This window comes from Massilia sp. CCM 8734 (assembly GCF_011682155.1).
Taxonomy (GTDB): domain Bacteria; phylum Pseudomonadota; class Gammaproteobacteria; order Burkholderiales; family Burkholderiaceae_D; genus Telluria_A; species Telluria_A rubra.
In genome coordinates this window covers 22,038-39,436 of sequence record NZ_WHJI01000029.1, presented here as the reverse complement: position 1 = coordinate 39,436, position 17,399 = coordinate 22,038, and the positions used below count along the sequence as shown (strand labels likewise).

Annotated in this window: 16 protein-coding genes and 1 tRNA gene; 7 read left to right on the top strand and 10 right to left on the bottom strand. The window is 64.8% G+C overall.

The features are described from left to right. Positions 1–16: 16 nt before the first annotated feature. Complete coding sequence (locus F2P46_RS23525) at positions 17–997, top strand: succinylglutamate desuccinylase/aspartoacylase family protein (RefSeq protein ID WP_166894744.1); 981 nt, start codon at positions 17–19, stop codon at positions 995–997. A 13-nt stretch (positions 998–1,010) separates the two neighbouring features. On the opposite strand, the gene F2P46_RS23520 is transcribed toward F2P46_RS23525, so the two are convergent. The 3 genes from F2P46_RS23520 to F2P46_RS23510 all read right to left on the bottom strand — a co-directional run bounded on the left by F2P46_RS23520 (position 1,011) and on the right by F2P46_RS23510 (position 6,881). Then, complete coding sequence (locus tag F2P46_RS23520; protein WP_166894742.1) at positions 1,011–1,943, bottom strand: 4-hydroxyproline epimerase; 933 nt, start codon at positions 1,941–1,943, stop codon at positions 1,011–1,013. A gap of 98 nt (positions 1,944–2,041) precedes the next feature. Next, the gene (gene sugE, locus F2P46_RS23515) at positions 2,042–2,362 is read right to left on the bottom strand and encodes a quaternary ammonium compound efflux SMR transporter SugE (protein WP_166894740.1); all 321 of its coding nucleotides are present in this window, start codon (positions 2,360–2,362) and stop codon (positions 2,042–2,044) included. Between the two features lie 346 nt (positions 2,363–2,708). Next, on the bottom strand, positions 2,709–6,881 hold the full coding sequence (locus F2P46_RS23510; protein ID WP_166894738.1) for a tetratricopeptide repeat protein: 4,173 nt from the start codon (positions 6,879–6,881) through the stop codon (positions 2,709–2,711). Positions 6,882–7,204: 323 nt separating this feature from the next. Between F2P46_RS23510 and F2P46_RS23505 the strand changes: the two genes are divergently transcribed. The 4 genes from F2P46_RS23505 to F2P46_RS23490 all read left to right on the top strand — a co-directional run bounded on the left by F2P46_RS23505 (position 7,205) and on the right by F2P46_RS23490 (position 9,404). Beyond that, positions 7,205–7,567, top strand: coding sequence for a DUF1304 domain-containing protein (locus F2P46_RS23505; protein ID WP_166894736.1), 363 nt, complete (start codon positions 7,205–7,207; stop codon positions 7,565–7,567). 5 nt (positions 7,568–7,572) lie between these two features. Further along, on the top strand, positions 7,573–7,899 hold the full coding sequence (locus tag F2P46_RS23500; protein WP_166894734.1) for a helix-turn-helix transcriptional regulator: 327 nt from the start codon (positions 7,573–7,575) through the stop codon (positions 7,897–7,899). Positions 7,900–8,039: 140 nt separating this feature from the next. Next, positions 8,040–8,336, top strand: coding sequence for a helix-turn-helix transcriptional regulator (locus F2P46_RS23495; protein ID WP_166894732.1), 297 nt, complete (start codon positions 8,040–8,042; stop codon positions 8,334–8,336). A gap of 9 nt (positions 8,337–8,345) precedes the next feature. Next, entirely contained in the window at positions 8,346–9,404 is a 1,059-nt protein-coding gene (locus F2P46_RS23490; protein WP_166894730.1) for an alkene reductase, read from the top strand. A gap of 15 nt (positions 9,405–9,419) precedes the next feature. Here F2P46_RS23490 and F2P46_RS23485 read toward each other — a convergent pair whose 3' ends face one another. Both F2P46_RS23485 and F2P46_RS23480 read right to left on the bottom strand, forming a co-directional pair. Then, positions 9,420–9,986, bottom strand: coding sequence for a YceI family protein (locus F2P46_RS23485; RefSeq protein ID WP_166894728.1), 567 nt, complete (start codon positions 9,984–9,986; stop codon positions 9,420–9,422). Positions 9,987–10,013: 27 nt separating this feature from the next. Next, the gene (locus tag F2P46_RS23480) at positions 10,014–10,532 is read right to left on the bottom strand and encodes an SRPBCC domain-containing protein (protein WP_166894726.1); all 519 of its coding nucleotides are present in this window, start codon (positions 10,530–10,532) and stop codon (positions 10,014–10,016) included. 178 nt (positions 10,533–10,710) lie between these two features. On the opposite strand from F2P46_RS23480, the gene F2P46_RS23475 reads away from it, so the two are divergent. Both F2P46_RS23475 and F2P46_RS23470 read left to right on the top strand, forming a co-directional pair. Further along, positions 10,711–10,787 (top strand) — tRNA-Arg (locus tag F2P46_RS23475). Positions 10,788–11,218: 431 nt separating this feature from the next. Continuing rightward, positions 11,219–11,758: an FxDxF family PEP-CTERM protein gene (locus F2P46_RS23470; protein WP_229509427.1), complete on the top strand. Its 540-nt coding sequence runs from the start codon at positions 11,219–11,221 to the stop codon at positions 11,756–11,758. A 235-nt stretch (positions 11,759–11,993) separates the two neighbouring features. On the opposite strand, the gene F2P46_RS23465 is transcribed toward F2P46_RS23470, so the two are convergent. The 5 genes from F2P46_RS23465 to F2P46_RS23445 form a co-directional block, all read right to left on the bottom strand. Then, on the bottom strand, positions 11,994–12,500 hold the full coding sequence (locus tag F2P46_RS23465) for a hypothetical protein (protein WP_166894722.1): 507 nt from the start codon (positions 12,498–12,500) through the stop codon (positions 11,994–11,996). Positions 12,501–12,564: 64 nt separating this feature from the next. Further along, entirely contained in the window at positions 12,565–12,894 is a 330-nt protein-coding gene (locus F2P46_RS23460; protein WP_229509426.1) for a TetR family transcriptional regulator C-terminal domain-containing protein, read from the bottom strand. A 34-nt stretch (positions 12,895–12,928) separates the two neighbouring features. Then, complete coding sequence (locus F2P46_RS23455) at positions 12,929–14,818, bottom strand: ATP-binding protein (protein ID WP_166894718.1); 1,890 nt, start codon at positions 14,816–14,818, stop codon at positions 12,929–12,931. After that, positions 14,818–15,450 (bottom strand): YfiR family protein, encoded by a 633-nt coding sequence (locus tag F2P46_RS23450; RefSeq protein ID WP_166894716.1) that lies wholly within the window; start codon positions 15,448–15,450, stop codon positions 14,818–14,820. The genes F2P46_RS23455 and F2P46_RS23450 overlap by 1 nt, the downstream gene beginning before the upstream one ends. Further along, complete coding sequence (locus F2P46_RS23445; protein ID WP_166894714.1) at positions 15,447–17,339, bottom strand: TonB-dependent receptor; 1,893 nt, start codon at positions 17,337–17,339, stop codon at positions 15,447–15,449. The genes F2P46_RS23450 and F2P46_RS23445 overlap by 4 nt, the downstream gene beginning before the upstream one ends. Positions 17,340–17,399: the final 60 nt, after the last annotated feature.

Genomic DNA, 17,399 nt, shown 5'->3' with positions numbered 1-17,399 from the left:
AGGCCCACTCCAGACCATGACCACCGCACGCGAGCTGCAGTTCAAATCGATCAATTACACCGGCACCAGCGCCGGCCCGCGCCTGATCGTCACCGGCGCCGTGCATGGCAACGAAACCTGCGGCACCAAGGCGATCCTGCGCGTGATGGAAGAAATCGACAGCGGCGCGCTGCATGTGGCGGCCGGCAGCGTGACCTTCGTCCCGGTGACCAATCCCCTCGCCTACGCGCTGAACCAGCGCTCGGGCGAGCGCAACCTGAACCGCAACCTGTTCCCCAACCCGCAGCCGGGGGACTTCGAAGACCGGGTCGCCAACTGGCTGTGCCCCCTGCTCGCCCAGCATGACGTCTTGCTCGACCTGCACTCCTTCAATGCGCGAAGCCAGCCCTTCGTCATGGTCGGCCCGCGCAACAACGACGGCGCCCTGCAACCGTTTCGCCACGCCGAACAGGAACGCGCGCTGGCGCGCCGCCTGGGGGTGCGCCGTTTTGTCGACGGCTGGCTGGCGACCTACGGCCAGGGCGTGCAACGGCGCCTGAAAAGCGGCGACGCCTCGACCCTGGACCTGGTGCTTCGCTACGGGATGGGCACCACCGAATACATGCGCAGCACCGGCGGCTATGCGCTCACGCTCGAATGCGGCCAGCACCTCGACCCGGCCGCGCCAGGCGTGGCCTACCGCGCCATCGTCAATACGCTGACCTTCCTCGGCCTGATCGACGCGCCGCAGCCCGAACCGATCGCGCTCGACCAGATGGAAGCGCTGTCGATGGTGGCGGTGCACGACAAGCTCGACGCGGGCGACCAGTTCAGCCGTGTGTGGGCCAGTTTCGACCCGGTGTCCACGGGCGAGTGCATCGGCACGCGCGCCGACGGCACGCCGGTGCTGGCCGAATTCGACGGCAAGATCCTGTTCCCCGATGTGAACGCGGGGCCGAACTCGGAGTGGTACTACCTGACGCGCGCCAACACCGACTTCGAGCGCTTTACCGAGTAAGCGCCGGTGCGGCTCAGCGAATGCCCCACACGAACGGGTCGCTCTCGTCGAACAGCAGCTGCGCCGTGGCGTTGACCCAGGCCTTGCCGCGAATGCTGGGCATGATGCGCTCGCCGTCGTAACGGTAGGAGGCCTCGAACACGCTGCCGATGATGCTCTCCTGGCGCCACTGGGCGTGTTCGGCCAGCTTGCCGTCGGCCGCCAGGCACGCCAGCTTGGCGCTGGTGCCGGTGCCGCAGGGCGAACGGTCGTAGGCCTTGCCGGGACAGAGGACGAAACTCTGGCTGTCGGCCCCCGTGTTTGACTCCGCGAACAATTCGATATGATCGATCAGGGCGCCGTCGTCGCCGCTGACGCCATTCGCCTCCAACGCATCGCGCAGCGCCACGCAGTAGGCGGTGAGTGCGTCGACGTTGGTGCGCCGCAGCGCCAGGCCGTGGCCGGAGACCAGGAAAAACCAGTTGCCGCCCCAGGCCACGTCGCCCGTGACCGGACCGGCGCCCGGCACCTGCAGCGTGACCGCGTGGCGCGTGCGGTACGAGGCCACGTTGTCGATGGTGACCGATCCGTCGTCATGCAACTGCGCCTCGATTACGCCGACCGGCGTATCGATGCGGTGCCGTCCGGGCCCGATGCGCCCCATGAACGCGAGCGAGACCACCACGCCGATCATGCCGTGCCCGCACATGCCGAGGTAGGCCACGTTATTGAAGAAAATGACGCCGGCCACGCAGTCGGGCGCGAACGGCTCGCACAGCAGCGCGCCGACCAGCACATCGGAGCCGCGCGGCTCGCACACGACGGCCGAGCGCACATGGTCGAAGTCGCGCCGGAAGCGCTCGCGCCGTTCGGCCAGCGGCCCGCCGCCCAGGTCCGGGCCGCCGTCGATGATCAGGCGGGTCGGTTCGCCGCCGGTATGGGAGTCGATGATGGAGATCGTTTTCATGTCACCAGCATACGCCGCGATGGCGCGCTTGTCTTGTGCGACGACGGCGGCGCCACGGCGAAATTGGCACAAGCGCCAGTGTGGCGATGGAGCGCGAATCAGCCCGGCGAGAGCAGCTTGAGCCCGAGGATGCCGGCGACGATCAGGGCGATGCAGCCAAGGCGCATGGCGCCAGCCGGTTCGCCCAGCACCAGCATGCCGAAGATCGCCGTGCCAACCGTGCCGATACCGGTCCAGATGGCATAGGCGGTCCCCAGCGGCAGGTTACGCAGCGCAAGGCCGAGCAAGCCCACGCTGCCGGACATGGCAGCCAGGGTCAGTACCGAGGGAACCAGGCGCGTGAAGCCCTGTGTGTATTTCAGGCCGACGGCCCAGCCGACTTCCAGCAAACCCGCAACGAACAAATAGATCCATGCCATGACAAACTCCTTGATTGGCAAGGTCGTCCAAGCCTGGCTCCGTCAGTGGCAGGGTCGTCCCCGCCGGAGAAAAAGGTCGCTGAAGTATACCACCGCCAGGGCGCCTGTGCCCGAGCAGCGCGGCCGATCGCGCCAGCGCCGCTTCGACCAGGGCGCGCGTGAACGCCTGCTCCGGGATGAACCTGGCGAAGCTGGCGTTCTCGCTACATTGCGCCATCAGTCATTCGCACATTGCGGCCATGCGGAACTGCACCGGCACGCTGCCGGCCATGGACAGATTGCGCGGCTGCTTGCGCATGGAGTCGTCCCGGCAGGCCTGGTCTTTCAGTGTCTCCGGTCACCTCGTTTACTGGTCGTGGTCCGGCGTCGGGGGAAGCTGCACTGTGTCGAGCGGAACCTGGTCCCAGTCAACCTGGCACGGAGCATGAAACAGAAACGCCGTGCCGCTGCGGGTATCGTAATACGGCGCGAAATGGTGCGCGCCGCGCGCCGCGGCTCCGTGCAAGAAGCGCGCCCGCTCATGTTCGCCGCGCTGGTAGTGCACGAGCCCCATCAGCCAGTGCGAGGCCCAGTCGTAGCGGTCGCGCTTGAGCGCCTGTTGCAGGTCGGCGAACGCCAGATCGAGGCTGCCAGCCTGCAGGTGCGCTTCGCCACGGCAGCGGTAGGCGTATCCGTGGGCCTCATCGCCGTCCTCGGCGTCCTCGTTATGGGCGATCGAGAGGGTAGCCCACGCGATCGCATCATCGAACCGGCCCAGGTACAAGGCACTGAGCGAGGCCAGGTCGAATCCCCGATTGTCGATGGCAATCTGTTCGGACGGGAAGCGCGTGCCCGCCTGGATGAACATGTCCAGCGCCTGCCCGTACGCTCCCGCGGCGAACAGGGCGTTGCCCATGCCGAGCCAGGATGGGTAGAAGCCGGGCGAGATGGCGGCCGATTTTTTATGCAGCAAATAGGCGCTGCGATGCTCGCGCGCGCCGGCCTGCGCTTGCGCGGCGCGGTGATACGGGTAGCAGGCCATGTCGACACCATGGCAAAGAATCGATTCACCGCGCGCCAGCGCCTGTTCGATCGCCGTGTCGACCCAGCCGTTGGCGTCGCTCCGCTCTTCCTCGACGATGCGGACGAACGGTTCGGCCAGCACGTAAATATCTTCATGCCACTGGAAGGCGGGATTGGACAGGCCCAGGTCGTCGCAGTAATCGTCGCTGCCCAGGATGAAGATGACGGTGTCCGGGCTGATCGTCATGTCGTTGACAGTGTAGAACCAGACAAACAGGAAACCGGCAGCGAGGCGCAGTTCGGGGGCGGTGCGCATCGCGCAGTCGTCCTCGGCCTCCAGCCAGGCGCAGTCGGTGACGATGCGCCCCGCCACCGCATTGCTGGGGATGCGGGTCAGGCCGACCGAGCGCGCGTGCAGGTCGCCGCCGACAAAATACACCCGGTCGATGCCGCGCGCGTCGCGCACGCCGGCGTCGCGTCCGTCCAGATACAGGTCGCCTTCGACCGCAATGTGGGTCCAGCTGTCGTCGGCGGCGTGCTGCAAGAGGGCGTCGTCGATCATGACATCGCCGGGCAGGAACAGGAGCAGCGCATCGCTGTCGGGCCAGCAAGCGCCGTTGTCGGTGCTGCACGAACTGCGCGGTTCCTGCGGATCGCGCCGCTCGCCGACGCAGGCATCGGGGAGGCGCTCCTGGAATTGATCGAGTGACAGGCGCTCGAAGCCGTCGAAGCTGGTGATGCGCCGGATCGCCTGGTCCGGCGCCGCCGGGGGAGAGAGCGCCACGTCGCGGTCGGCCGGGCGCGTGTCGGCGTCGCACGGCGCTAGCGGTTCATCGAAGCTCGTCTCGTCGTAGTTGTCGTCAATCCCCGACTTCTCGCGCCACAGCACCGCCTCGGCATGCATGCCGCGCAGATGATGGCAATAGCCGATCATCCACTGCGCCTCGGGCACGTTGTCGCCGTCGAAGTCCTCGCTGGCCGGGGCCTCGGCGACGGTGTGAAAGTCGGCCAGCGCCAGGTCGATATCGGGTGGCTCGGCGCACAAGGCGCCGTTGGCACGGTACATGGTCAGCCAGTCGCGATAGAGCTCGTCGCCGTGCTGCTCGAGCAGAACAGTGAAGACGGCGCACGCCAGGGCATTCGGCACCTCGTCGGCGCAAGCCGGTTCGTCGCGCACGGCGGCGACGCAAAACTCCACGCTGCGCAGCGAAAGCGGCACCAGCGCCAGCTGACCGGGCGCCGCCTCCATGGCGGCGGCGCATACGCTGGCGCTGCGCATGGCGACCGGCACGCTGCCCAGGCGCTTCGGGTAGGCCGCGATGAAGCGTTCGCAGGCGGACTGCGAAATCCAGATGGCGGGGATGTACGCCAGGCAGTCCGGATGCTGCGCAAGGCAAGCCTCGGCCACCTTGCGCGTCATGCATTCGGGCGCAATATGTTTGGGCTCGAGGTCGGCGCCGTCGGTGCGCGCCATTTGCCGCAGGATGAACGCTTCGTCCCAGAACACGCGCCAGCATCTGCTGGCCGCCCCGGTCCAGAAATTGTTGTCCAGGCAGGCGGCTTGCCCGTGCCTGGCCACGATCGCGGGCCAGTCCGCATCAAAGCCCCAGGTGGCCTGCGCCAGTTCGTACAGGTCGCGGTCGAAGGCAAAACACGGGATGCTGTCGAGCGCCTTTTTGTAGGTCGCCACGGCCAGCCGCAGCATGGGCCTGGTGGCCCATGCAGGCAATTCGCTGGCGCTGGCGCCAATGTGCAGAACGGCGGCCGCGCGCATGTCGTCGCCCTGCAGCTCGGGCGGCACCTGGGCGAGATCTTCGCCGGCCATGACGGCGCGCAGGCAGACGGCATGGTCGATCATGTGAGGCGGCAGATGGGACAGGCGCAGGCCACGCTCGGAGTTCGCCACCAGATCGAGCAGCGCGGCGTCGACCAGGCGCGCGGGAACATCGGCGATGTTGGAGGGGCAGCGCCGCACCATGTTTTCGGCTATCTCGCGCGTGAACGCCGCGTCGGGAAAATACTGGGTGAAGCTGACGTTCGGGCCCCACGAATACTGCTCCAGAACAGCCATGCACAGGGCCGGCGTGCGCAGCTCCACCGGCACGCGGGCGATGCAATTGGGATCCTGGTAGCGCAGATACACGCCCCAGAATGCTTCGTCGCGCAGCGGCGCCACGCCGGCGCTTCCAGGCTCGCCGGTCCAGTCGACATGAACCTGGGGCGAATACAGGAAGTCGATCCCCGCGTGGCTGGCGTACGGCGCGGCAAAGGCGGGATTGACCGCCACCGCCCTGCCCTGGCACGCGGCCGCCAGGGCAGGTTCGTCGCGGCGGTAATGCAGGGCGCCCATCAGCCAGTTGCCGTAGCCGGTGCCAGGGTCGATCGCCAGTGCGTGCGTGAGATCGGCCTGGGCCAGCGCCAGCTGGTTCATTTGCAGATAAGCCTCGGCGCGCAGTTCGTACGCAAACGAGAGCTCCGACGGGTCCTCCCGCAGCGTGGTGGCGTGCCCGATCGCCAGCGTGGCCATGCGCACCGCCGTTGCGGCATCGCCGCAGCGCACCGCGCACAGCGCCGCGTTTTGCGCAGCCTCGTTGACCATGCCAGTCTGGTTGTCCGGGAACAGCGCGCTCGCTTGCTGGTACAAGGGCAAGGCCTGGGCGAACGCACCTTGCGAAAACAGGGCGTCGGCCATGCCGCACCACGCCGTGTAGTCGCCCGGCGACAGCGCCGCCGCCTGCTTGTACAGCAGATAGGCATTGCGGTAGTCGCCCAGCAGGATGGCGTCGGCGGCGCCCTGCGCGAACGGGACACTGGCCATCGACACGTCCTTCCGCAGGATGCCCTCGCCCGCGCGCAGGGCGCTTTCGATCTCGCCCTTGCGCCACTGAGGCTCGTTGACCGTCGCGTGCTCGAACGGCCACAGGAAGCGCTGGTCGAGGATGAACACCATCGGGGCGCCGATGAAGACCGCGCACGGGTCGGCAAAGACGCCCGAGTACCACCACTCGCCGCAGATGAACAGCACCGTGGAGGGCGAGAGCGCCATCTGGCCGACCCGGTACCAGCACGCGAACAGATACGGCGTCTCCAGCCGCACCAGGGGCGGATCGAGCACCATGACCGGCTCTTCGCCGATCAGCCATGCGCAGTCGGTGGCGGTGATGGCGCCGCCGACCGGTTCGTGCAAGTCGAAGCGGGCCAGATCGACAGTGGTGCAAAACACGTCGCCGCTGACATAAAACAGGTTGGCGGGCGCGCCGTCGACATGCAGATTGCCGTCCACCGCCAGCTTGAGATGAAAGTGCTCGTGCAGATCCTTCAAGCGCTCCTGCGAAATGAAGACATCGCCGGTAAGCAGGATGATGCTATCGGACGCGTAGTAGTCGCTGAAGGTGTAGTCGCCGTCCCCGGCGCCTTCCTCGTTGGTCTCCACATGCGGAAAATGCGCGATGAACTCGCTGATGGTAATGGTCGGGTAGTCGCTCACGGGCCCCAGCGGGGTATGCTTGTTGTTCATCAGGTCAGTCGATCAATGCGGCGGCGTGGTACGCGGCCTTGTAGGACGGCTGTTGGGCCGCCAGGCTGCCGAGCAGCCGTGGCCAGGCCGGCCATCAAGGACGGCCGCCTCGACATGCGCGCAATGCCGTCCCCGGTGGCCGGGATGGAGAAATGGGTGGTCATCAAAGCCTGGAAGCGGTCGATCGGCGCAGCAGACACCGGGGAACATTATTATAACATTAACAAGTAGTTCTTCTGCCAACTTCCCGCCTCCAGCCAGTCGCCATGCGGCTTGCGCCCGGTTACACTACGCTTCCCACAATCCATACCAAGGAGCCATGAATGGCCATTGCCGCACAAGTGCTGATCGGTTTGATCCTGCTGGCGCACGTCTACTTCGTCCTGCTCGAAACGGTGCTGTTCAAGACGCGCGGGCGGCGCGTGTTCGGCCTGACAGCGGAAAAAGCCGAGATCATGGCGCCGGCCATGTCCAACCAGGGTTGCTACAATGGCTTCCTGGTGGCGGCGCTGGCGGTCGGCCTGCTCCATCCCCAGCCCGAGGTGGCGCGCGCGTTCGTCGTGTACGGCCTGGCCTGCATCATGGTGGCCGGCGTGTGGGGCGCGCTGACGGTCAAGAAAACCATCCTGTTCATCCAGACCGTGCCGGCGGCGATCGCACTGGCCTTGTACTTGCTGTCGCACTGAGACCGATGACGACGTCCGACTCCAACACAGCTGATTCGCCGGTCGACGCCATTCACAAGGCGCTGGCCAATCCGGTGCGGCGCCAGATCCTTGCCTGGCTCAAGGAGCCGCGCGTGCATTTCGCGCACCAGGAACATAACCTCGATGTCGGTGTGTGCGCCGGCCTGATCGACGCGCGCACGGGGCTGGCGCAATCGACCGTGTCGGCCCATCTGGCGGCGCTGCAACGCGCCGGGCTGATCAGCTCGCGCAAGGTCGGCCAGTGGATCTATTACAAGCGCAACGACGAAGCCATCAAGGCCTTCCTCGACCAGATCAACGACGATCTGTAGGCATCGGCCCTGTTTCGCCGCCACCCGCGCCAGCTTTCGGGCGCATACGGTGGCAGCTCCCCTCCCCGGTTTTGCTCACTTGCAAGCAGGATCTTTTTATATATCGTAATATGACGATATTAGATTCGGAAAAACCCGATATGCAAATCGACGCCATTCACAAGGCTTTGGCCAACCCGATGCGCCGCCAGATTCTTGGCTGGCTCAAGGAACCGCGTGTCCATTTCGCGCATCAGGAACACAACCTTGAGGTCGGCGTGTGCGCCGGCCTGATCGACGCCCGCACGGGACTGGCGCAATCGACCGTCTCGGCCCACCTGGCGGCGCTGCAGCGCGCCGGGCTCATCACCGGGCACAAGGTTGGCCAGTGGATCTATTACAAGCGTAACGAGGAAACCATCAAGGCTTTCCTCGACCATATGAACGAGGGACTTTAGGAGTCAAGCATGAGTACATTATTCGACCCGATCACCATTGGCGATCTGACGCTGCAAAACCGCATCATCATGGCGCCGCTGACGCGCGCCCGCGCCATCGGCGGCGAGCGCGTGCCGAACGCGCTCATGGCCGAGTACTACGTGCAGCGCGCCTCCGCCGGCCTGATCCTGAGCGAAGCGACCTCGGTCACGCCGCAGGGCGTGGGCTACGCCGACACGCCGGGCATCTGGTCCGACGCCCAGGTCGAAGGCTGGAAACTGGTGACCGGGGCCGTGCACAAGGCCGGCGGCAAGATCATGCTGCAACTGTGGCACGTGGGCCGCATCTCCGACCCGGACCTGCTGGGCGGCGACGCGCCGGTGGCGCCAAGCGCGATCGCGGCCAAGGGGCACGTGAGCCTGCTGCGCCCGATGCGCGAGTATCCTGTGCCGCGCGCGCTGGACATTGACGAAATCCCGGGCATCGTGGCGGCCTACCGCAAAGGCGCCGAGAACGCGAAGCTGGCCGGCTTCGACGGCGTGGAAATCCACGGCGCCAACGGCTACCTGCTCGACCAGTTCCTGCAAGACGGCACCAACAAGCGCACCGACAACTACGGCGGTTCGGTCGAAAACCGCGCCCGCCTGATGCTCGAAGTGACCGACGCCTGCATCGACGTCTGGGGCGCGGGCAAAGTCGGCATGCACCTGGCGCCACGGCGCGATGCGCATGACATGGGCGACTCCGATCCGAAGGCGACCTTCGGCTACGTGGCGCGCGAACTGGGCAAGCGCGGCATCGCCTTCATCTGCGCGCGCGAGTCGCAGGGCGAAGGCCGCCTCGGCCCATACCTGAAGCAGCAATTCGGCGGCGTGTACATCGCCAACGAAAAGCTGACCAAGGACAGCGCCGAAGCGCTGGTGGCCAGCGGTGAAGCCGACGCGGTGGCCTTCGGCATCTGGTTCATCGCCAATCCCGACCTGCCGCGCCGCCTGCAGCTCGACGCGCCGCTCAACGCGGCCCGTCCCGACAAGTTCTACGGCGCTAACGACGACGGCTACACCGACTACCCTGCCCTGCAGGCTTAGAGCCTATATCGGCTCTTAATCGGCCACGGCTTCGACCTGGATGCGCAGGTCCACATCCATCTTGAAGCCGTATTCCTTGCCGGCGGTCAGGCCGAAGTCATCGCGCTTGATACTGCCGTAGGCGTCCGCCCCGCACAGCTCGCGCTTGAGCATCGGGTGCGGGATGCACTTGAAGCTCTTGATCTGCAGGTTGACCGGCCTGGTCACGCCATGCAGGGTCAGCTCGCCTTGCAGCTGGGTCGGGGCGCCCTCCCTGAAACCGGTCAGCTTGCCCTTGTAGCGCGCCACGCCGAACCTGGCGACATCAAACAGGTCCGGTCCGGCCGCCCACTTATTGAGGACGTCATGGCCGAAGTCCACGCTGGCCGGGTCGATCGTGATATCGACCATGCCGTAGCCGGCCGCCTTGTCGAGCGTCACCTTGCCCGAATTGCTGTTGAATTTGCCGCGCCAGACCGAGACACCCATGTGGTCGGCTTCGAAACTGGGAAAGGTGTGGGTGGGGTCGATCTGGTAAGTGACCGGTGCGGCCAGCGCCGCGTCGGTGATGCCGGCCAGCAGGAAAATGAACAGTTTTTTCATGATTGCTAACGGTCGATGCCAGGTGGGTCAAGCTTGCGCCGCGCGCACGGTGGCCAGGTATTGTTCGTAGACGTCGTACATGCCGCCGAATCCCTGCTGCATGGAGGCGTGGCCGGACTTGAAGGTTTCGAGCTCGACGTCGCTGGCGTCCAGCGGCGTGGACACCAGCGTCAGCGTGGTCTTGCCGTCAGCTTCCGTCAAGGTGACCGTGTTGAGCACTTCCAGCGGCCACGTCGGACTCATGGCATAAGCAATGCGATTGCCTTCGGCGTCGGCGAAGCCGTTGACGAACACCAGGCGCCCGGGCGCCGCGATCTCGCGATAATCGAAGCGGCCGTACATTTCCACGCCGGGACCGAAGCGCATGCAATAGTGAAATACGCCGCCCGGCCGCGCCTCGTGGCTGATCACCTCGATGGCGCAGCCTTGCGGCCCCCACCAGTTGCGCAGGTGCTCGGTCTCGGTCATGGTCTTGAATACAAGTGCGCGCGGCGCGTCGAACACGCGCGTGAGGTCGAAATCGACCGAAGAATCAGGGCTGGTCATGGTGTTGTTCCTGTGCTGAAGCGGTGGGTGAATGAAGCCGTTAGTAAATTAGCACTGGCTGGCGATCCGGGTCAAGCGGCGTCGACATCGAGGCGCGGGCGGGACGGCACAGGCCGGCGAAATTTTTTACTCAGGTAACTTTGACATTCGCGAAATCATTGCTATAATCTTGTCTTTCGCGGCTGTAGCTCAGTTGGATAGAGTACTTGGCTACGAACCAAGGGGTCGTGGGTTCAATTCCTGCCAGCCGCACCATTATTCGTAAGTTGAAAGGCCTGAAGAGCAATCTTCAGGCCTTTTTTCTTTTCCAACAACACTTTGTTGTTGTGTCACACTCTCTTACACTTTAACCTTGAGCCCAAGCCGAGCACGTTAAGCGAAGAAGCGCACTCTTCCAAGGAGATCGGCGCGCGTTTGTGTAGGTATTAACCTACAATCAATACAACAGCTTGGTAATCTTTGTTTATTTGCATTAGAATCGGACGCGCTCCCCTATGAAAATGTAAAAATCGACTTATAGGGGAGTAATTAATTTGTCGATGCAAGAATGCCGAGGTGTTGCGCACACAGTGTGTCGCAATGTCGATGTTGAACGCGCCTTTGCTAGCATGAAGCTCCCCGATTCTTGATAACCAGGCCGTCTTGCACGGCTGATTTTTTCTTACGAGGTAATATTTATGAAACTTATGAAATCCCTGATTGCTGCGGCTGTCCTGGCAACCGCATCACTCGGTTCGTCGGCGGCATTCGCTGCTGATATTTCCAACAACCCACAGGCGCTGCCTGTGCTGGACAACACTGCCAACTTCGGCAGCTCGTTCTTGCTGAACAACCAGGGCAACACCTTTGCCGACAAGTTCCGTTTCTCGGTCACCCGCGTGGAGCATGACTTCGACGCCATCGTGTCGTCGATCACCCGCAACGCCTCGACCGGTATGGACATCACCGGCCTGAGCCTGTTCAGCAGCACTGGCACCCTGATCACCTCCGGCACCCAGGAAAGCACTGGCGCGGTGGATATCTGGAGCCTGCGCGCGGACAGCCTGGGCCTGGGTAACTATTACCTGCAGGTCAGCGGCAAGATGGTGTCGGGCACCGCCGGCAGCTTCGGCGGCACCGTGATGCTGGCGCCAGTACCAGAACCAGAAACCTACGGCATGATGCTCGCTGGCCTGGGCGTGCTCGGCTTCCTGGCACGTCGTCGCAAGGCAGTCAAGCAAGCGTAATTTGCTTTGCTGAAAAAAAACGGAAGCTTCGGCTTCCGTTTTTTTTCGTCCCGCCGCAAGCGTACTCCGCGTTTGCCAGCGACGAGGCAAGCTGCGGTCCCTCCTCGCCACGGTTTAGTTTTGCGCTCACGGCATATTGCTTGAAACGAGCAGCAGCGAGGGTCGCCGTGCGCTTTTGCCTTGGATCGAGTCAGTGGCGCGCTTCGCCCGCGCTGACCGCGATCTACTGGATTCATCAATGCATTGCATGATAGCTAGCAAAGATGACGATGCCTACACCGATGAGAATTGCCACTCCACCGGCAATCAGAAATGTTGGCTTTGCGCCCATCATTGTTATCGGATCATTCCCTGATGAGTTTTCACGTGCCAGTGCGAGGGACGCTCCTATCAGTGCCAGCGAGATGATCATTCCAATAATTTCCCGCCTTTGCAAGAGGCTTGGCATCGGATCAAGCGAAACCGGAAAAATACTCAGGAGATCGAGAGCGTAGACGACGGCAAAGCCTACACCAGCGATGGCTGTGGCATGCGCAACCCATCGGCCGCCTTTCAGGACAAAATAGACGAGTGCTAAGCTGCCTATGCCCAGCGTCGTAAGGAATATATTGAACAGGATGACCGAAGCCTCCCCGATATTGGCGAAGTTCCTAGTCTCGATTGGTCCACCTGGAACCATAGTTGCAAATAGCAGAACCGAGACCAAGGTCAGCGCAGCGACGAGTTTTCGAGTTGGTGTCATACTTTTTCCTGTCGTTTCGCCCCCGGCACAACCGAAAGGCGCTAGTTGTGTTCAAAGCGTCCGATTAACTTTGCTGTAACCGCAAGGCTGCCGTTATTAGCATGACAAAGCCTGCGAGTTGCGCCTGGGGGGTGAAAGCGATACGGCTCATGAATCCGTCAACGCAGGCGATGATAGTCGCGGCCGCTTGACGGGTGCTGATCTCATCTGGAACTTCTCCACTAACTTGTGCCTTGCCTATGACGGCGCCAAGAGTGTCGATCATGCGGATTTCCGCGCGCCTGAGGGTCGCTGCGACCTCTTCTTGTCGAAAGGATTCTGCCAAGATTTCTAGCCTCAGAGCATGGGATTGCCGGTCAGGCGGTGTCTCAAAGAGCGCCTTTCCCAAGCTCATAATTCCTTGTTTGAGACTTTTCGCGTCGTTGAGACTAGCTGCGCACCTTCTTGATCACGCTGCGGTTGCTCAGGATCTCCTCGATCTGCTCGAAGCGCACCGGCTTGACCATGTGATGGTCGAAGCCGGCCTCGAACGCCAGCTGGCGATCCTTTTCCTGGCCCCAGCCGGTCACCGCGATCAGCAAGGTCATCTGGCCGCACGACAGGCGCCGGATCCCGCGCGCCAGGTCGTAGCCCGACATCTGCGGCAGGCCGATGTCGAGAAACGCATAATCGGGGCAAAAGCGCGCCGCCGCCGTCAGCGCATCGGGTCCGTTGTGGGTGATCACCACGCTGTGCCCCATGGCCGAGAGCAAGGCGCCGATGCTGTTGACAAAATCCACATTGTCGTCGGCCAGCAAAATCCGGTAAGTTTCCGAGGTCATAAAAGCGGCCGGGCTGGTCTTGGTCGGCATTTCGGGCTCGACCACGATCGGCAGGCGCACGATGAATTCGCTGCCGCGGTTGATGCCGGCGCTGTGCGCTTCGATATTGCCGCCATGCAGCTCGACCAGGCGGCGCGCCAGCGACAGGCCCACGCCCAGGCCGGCATTGGTGCGCTCCAGGGTCGAGTCGACCTGCACGAACATTTCGAACACATGATTGAGCATGTCGGGCGCGATGCCGATGCCGTTGTCGGCCACCTGGATGATCAGGTCGCGCTCTTCCACGCGCGCGCTCAGGGCGACCCGCCCCCCACGGTTGGTATATTTGGCCGCATTGTTGAGCAGGTTCGATAAAATCTGCGCCAGGCGCGTGGCGTCGCCATGCAGGAACACCGGCCGGTCCGGCAGGTCGATCGCCAGTTCGTGGCCGTGCAGCTCGATGTACGAGCGCACCACTTCCAGCGCATCGTTGACCACGGCTTTCAACTCGACGCGGCCCATCTTGATGGCGAACTTGCCGGTATTGATGCGCGACACGTCCAGCAGGTCGTCCACCAGCCGCACCATCTGGCGCAGCTGGCGTTCCATGATGTCGGTGGCGCGCTGGGTGGCCTGGGCGTCGCCGCTGCGGATGCGCAGGATGTCGAGCCCGGTGCGGATCGGCGCGAGCGGATTGCGCAACTCGTGCGCCAGGGTGGCCAGGAACTCGTCCTTGCGGCGGTCGGCCACCAGCAGCGCTTCCTCGGCGCGGTGGCGCACCTGCATTTCGTGCTCCAGGGTCAGGTTCGCTTCCTGCAGCGCGTGCGCGCGGCGCCCGATTTCGGCCAGCATGTCGTTAAAGGCCGCCACCAGCACCCCGATTTCGCCGCTGTTATTGCCCGGCACGCGCAGGCTGAAGTCGCGCCGCTGCATCACTTCGCGCGCCACGTTGGTCACCGCCAGCAGCGGCCGTGTGATGCCCTGCTGCAGGCGGGACGCCACCAGCGCCGCGATCACCAGCGAGACCAGGAGCACGATGCCGAGGATGGCCGCGTAGTTGAGCAGGCGCTCGACCAGGCCGAAGCGCGCGCGCAGGTACACCGTGCCGAGCACTTCGCCATTGTCGACAATGTTGTGGTACACCACCAGCTCGCCATGGTCGATGGTGTAGCCGGGCCGCCCCGGCTTGACCGGATACGAGGGCTCGAGCGAGCCCTGGGTGTAGGACGCGAAGCGCACCCCGGCGCTGGTGTAGACCGCGGCCGACAGGATTTGCGGGCGCACCCGCAGCACAGCCAGGTTTTGCTGCGCGCTCCTGGCATCGTTGAAGGCCAGCGCCGGGGCGCTGACGCTGGCGATGATGTCGGCCTGGGTCATCAGGTCGTCGACCCAGTATTGCTGGAAGGTGCGCAGGTCGTACAGCAGCATGGCGATCGAGGCCGCCAGCAGGGCCACGAAGGTGGTCGAGACGGCCATGAGGATGAGTTTGCTACGGACGGAGCCGCTGTCGTGTTGCATCACGGTGCTCCCTTGTGAACGTGATTGGCCACTGTCAGCAGGCGCGAACTGAGCTTGACGCTGTTCCGGTCGGCCGCTTCCAGCGAGACATCGAAGCGCACGCGCTCTTCGACGATCCTGAAGTTAATGACACTGCCTTGTTGCAGTCCTTGTTGCGATTCGGTCACGACCAGGGTCGGCATGGCGCCGATCGCGCGCAGCGCCGTGCGCAGGCGCGCCGGATCGTCGCCGCCGATGAACAGCAGGTGCACCCCGGCCAGCGGATCGTGCTCGCGCAGCGGGCGCACCAGCACCGCCCTGCCCTGCACCGCGCGTCCGGCGACGATGCGCGCCAGGTCGGCCGCCAGCTCGTCGGCGCCGGCCACGCCGATCACCAGCGGCGCGTTCGCGTCGGCAAAGGCCGAGGCCGGAAACTCGGCGTAGCCCAGGAACTTATACAGGAACGCGGCCTTGATGCTGCGTTCGGGCAGCACGGCGCCGCCGGCCGGCAGCGCCGCGCGCACCAGCGGCGCGGGCAGCGCCAGCGCCATGGCCAGTCCCAGCAGCAGCGGCATGGCGCATGCGGCCAGGCGCGGCGGCGGGCGGCGCGGGGTGCTCGAGGCGCGGGGCGGCATGGCGAACAGCGCGCTCAAAACCGCGCGCTCAGCTGGAGCGACACGGCGCGCTCGATCATGCGGCGCGTGGCCGGCGCGCCGAACTCGGCGTGCGAGGCATGCAACAGGTTCCGGCCCGACAGCGCCAGCTCCAGGCGCGGGCGCGGCTGCCAGGCCATGCGCACGTCGAGTTCGTAGTAGGCCGGCACCATCGGCTGCGGCAATTGGCCGACCCGGCGCAGCGCCAGTTCGGCCTGCAGCGTGTCGGACAGTTCGTGCGAGGAGCGCAGCGACCAGTAGCTGCCCGGGTCGTTGGTGGCCACGCCGAACGCGGCCGATCTGTCGTCGCTGGCCGGGTCGGCGCTGGCGTCGATATCCTGCAGCACCAGGCCGGCCACCAGGCGCCAGCGCGGCGCGGCCTGCCAGCGGCTCCAGAATTCCAGGCCGCGCGTGTTGGCTTCGCCCAGGTTGGCGAACTGGGCGCCCTGGGCGGACGGGCGCGGCTCCAGGGTGCGCAGGCGGTCGTACGCGCCGACGTAGGCGGTCAGCGAATACGACAGGCTGGGCAGCGGCTGGGCGCGGTAGCCGATTTCGGCCACGCGCACCGTTTCGGCGACAAACGCCGGTCCGCCGGCGACGCTGTAGCCGCCGCTGGCGTTGCGCAGGTAGAAATCGCGGTCGAAGCGCGACGGCGCGCGCACATTGCGCGAGAGGGCCGCCCACACCACGCTGGTGGGACTGGCGTTCCAGGCCATGCGCATGCTGGGCAGCGTTTCCATGCCGGTGTACGTATTGTGTTCCAGTTTCACTCCAATGCTCATCCGCAGGGTACTGCTCAGTTCTATCTTATCCTGCGCGAACACATTCGCCCAGCGCAGATCCTTGTCCGCGGGGAAAAATTCCAGCACGGTGCCGCCCTTGACCCGGTCCCAGGCATGCCGGTAGCCACCGCCCCACAGCACGTTGTGGCGCCGGCCCAGGAGGGTGCCGTGCTGGAATTCGAGGTCGATGGTGTCGAGGCGCTGGGCGCCGGTGCCGTCCTGCACCCGTTCGGTATGGTCGAGCGAGGCCTGGACGCGCCAGTCGCCGCCATCGCCCAGGGCGCCGCTGGCCCGTCCCAGCAGATTGGCGCCGCTGCCACGCATCTCGGCCCCGCCGCGCCGGTATACGCTGGTGCGGTACAGGTCGGCGCTGACGCTGGCGTGTTTCCAGTCGCTGCGAAAGCCGGCCTGGCGGCGCTCCATGCCGCCGCCGGGCGCCTCCACGCCGGGCGCATCCGGGTAATCGTCGATGTCGATGGCCTTGGCGTACACGCGGTACGCGCCGCCGTCGTCGAGCCGGCCACCCTGGCGCACGGTGGCGCCGCGCTCGCGGCGGCCGGCGTCCATCGACAGCAGCGCGCCCTGGCTGCCGGCGGCGTTGCGCGTGATGATGTTGATCACGCCGTTGACCGCGTTGGCACCCCAGATGGTCGCGCCCGGACCGCTGATGACTTCAATACGCTCGATGTCTTCCATCACCACATCCTGGGAGTCCCAGAACACGCCGGAAAACAGGGGCGAATACACGCTGCGCCCGTCGATCAGCACCAGCAGTTTGTTTTCGATGGTGCTGGAAAAGCCGCGCGCGGTGATCGCGTAATTGCCGCCGTCGCTGCGCGCCACCTGCAGGTTGGGCGCCAGGCGCAGCGCCTCGGGCAGGCTGCGCGCGCCGGCGCGCTCGATATCGCTGCCGGCGATCACGTACAGCGAAATGGGGGCGTCGGCCAGGCGTGCCGGCTGGCGCGACACCGAACTGACCACGATGTCCGAGAGCTGCTCCAGCGAAAAATCGAGCAGGGACAACTGCTCCACTTCCGCGCGCGCGCCGGCTGCATGCAACAAGCCGGCGCATGCGATGGAAATGGTCAGGAATGGCAGTCTACGCATGCTTGCTATCGTAGAACATTTTCTGTCATGCACAAAGCAGAGCACGTTAACAGCTATTCG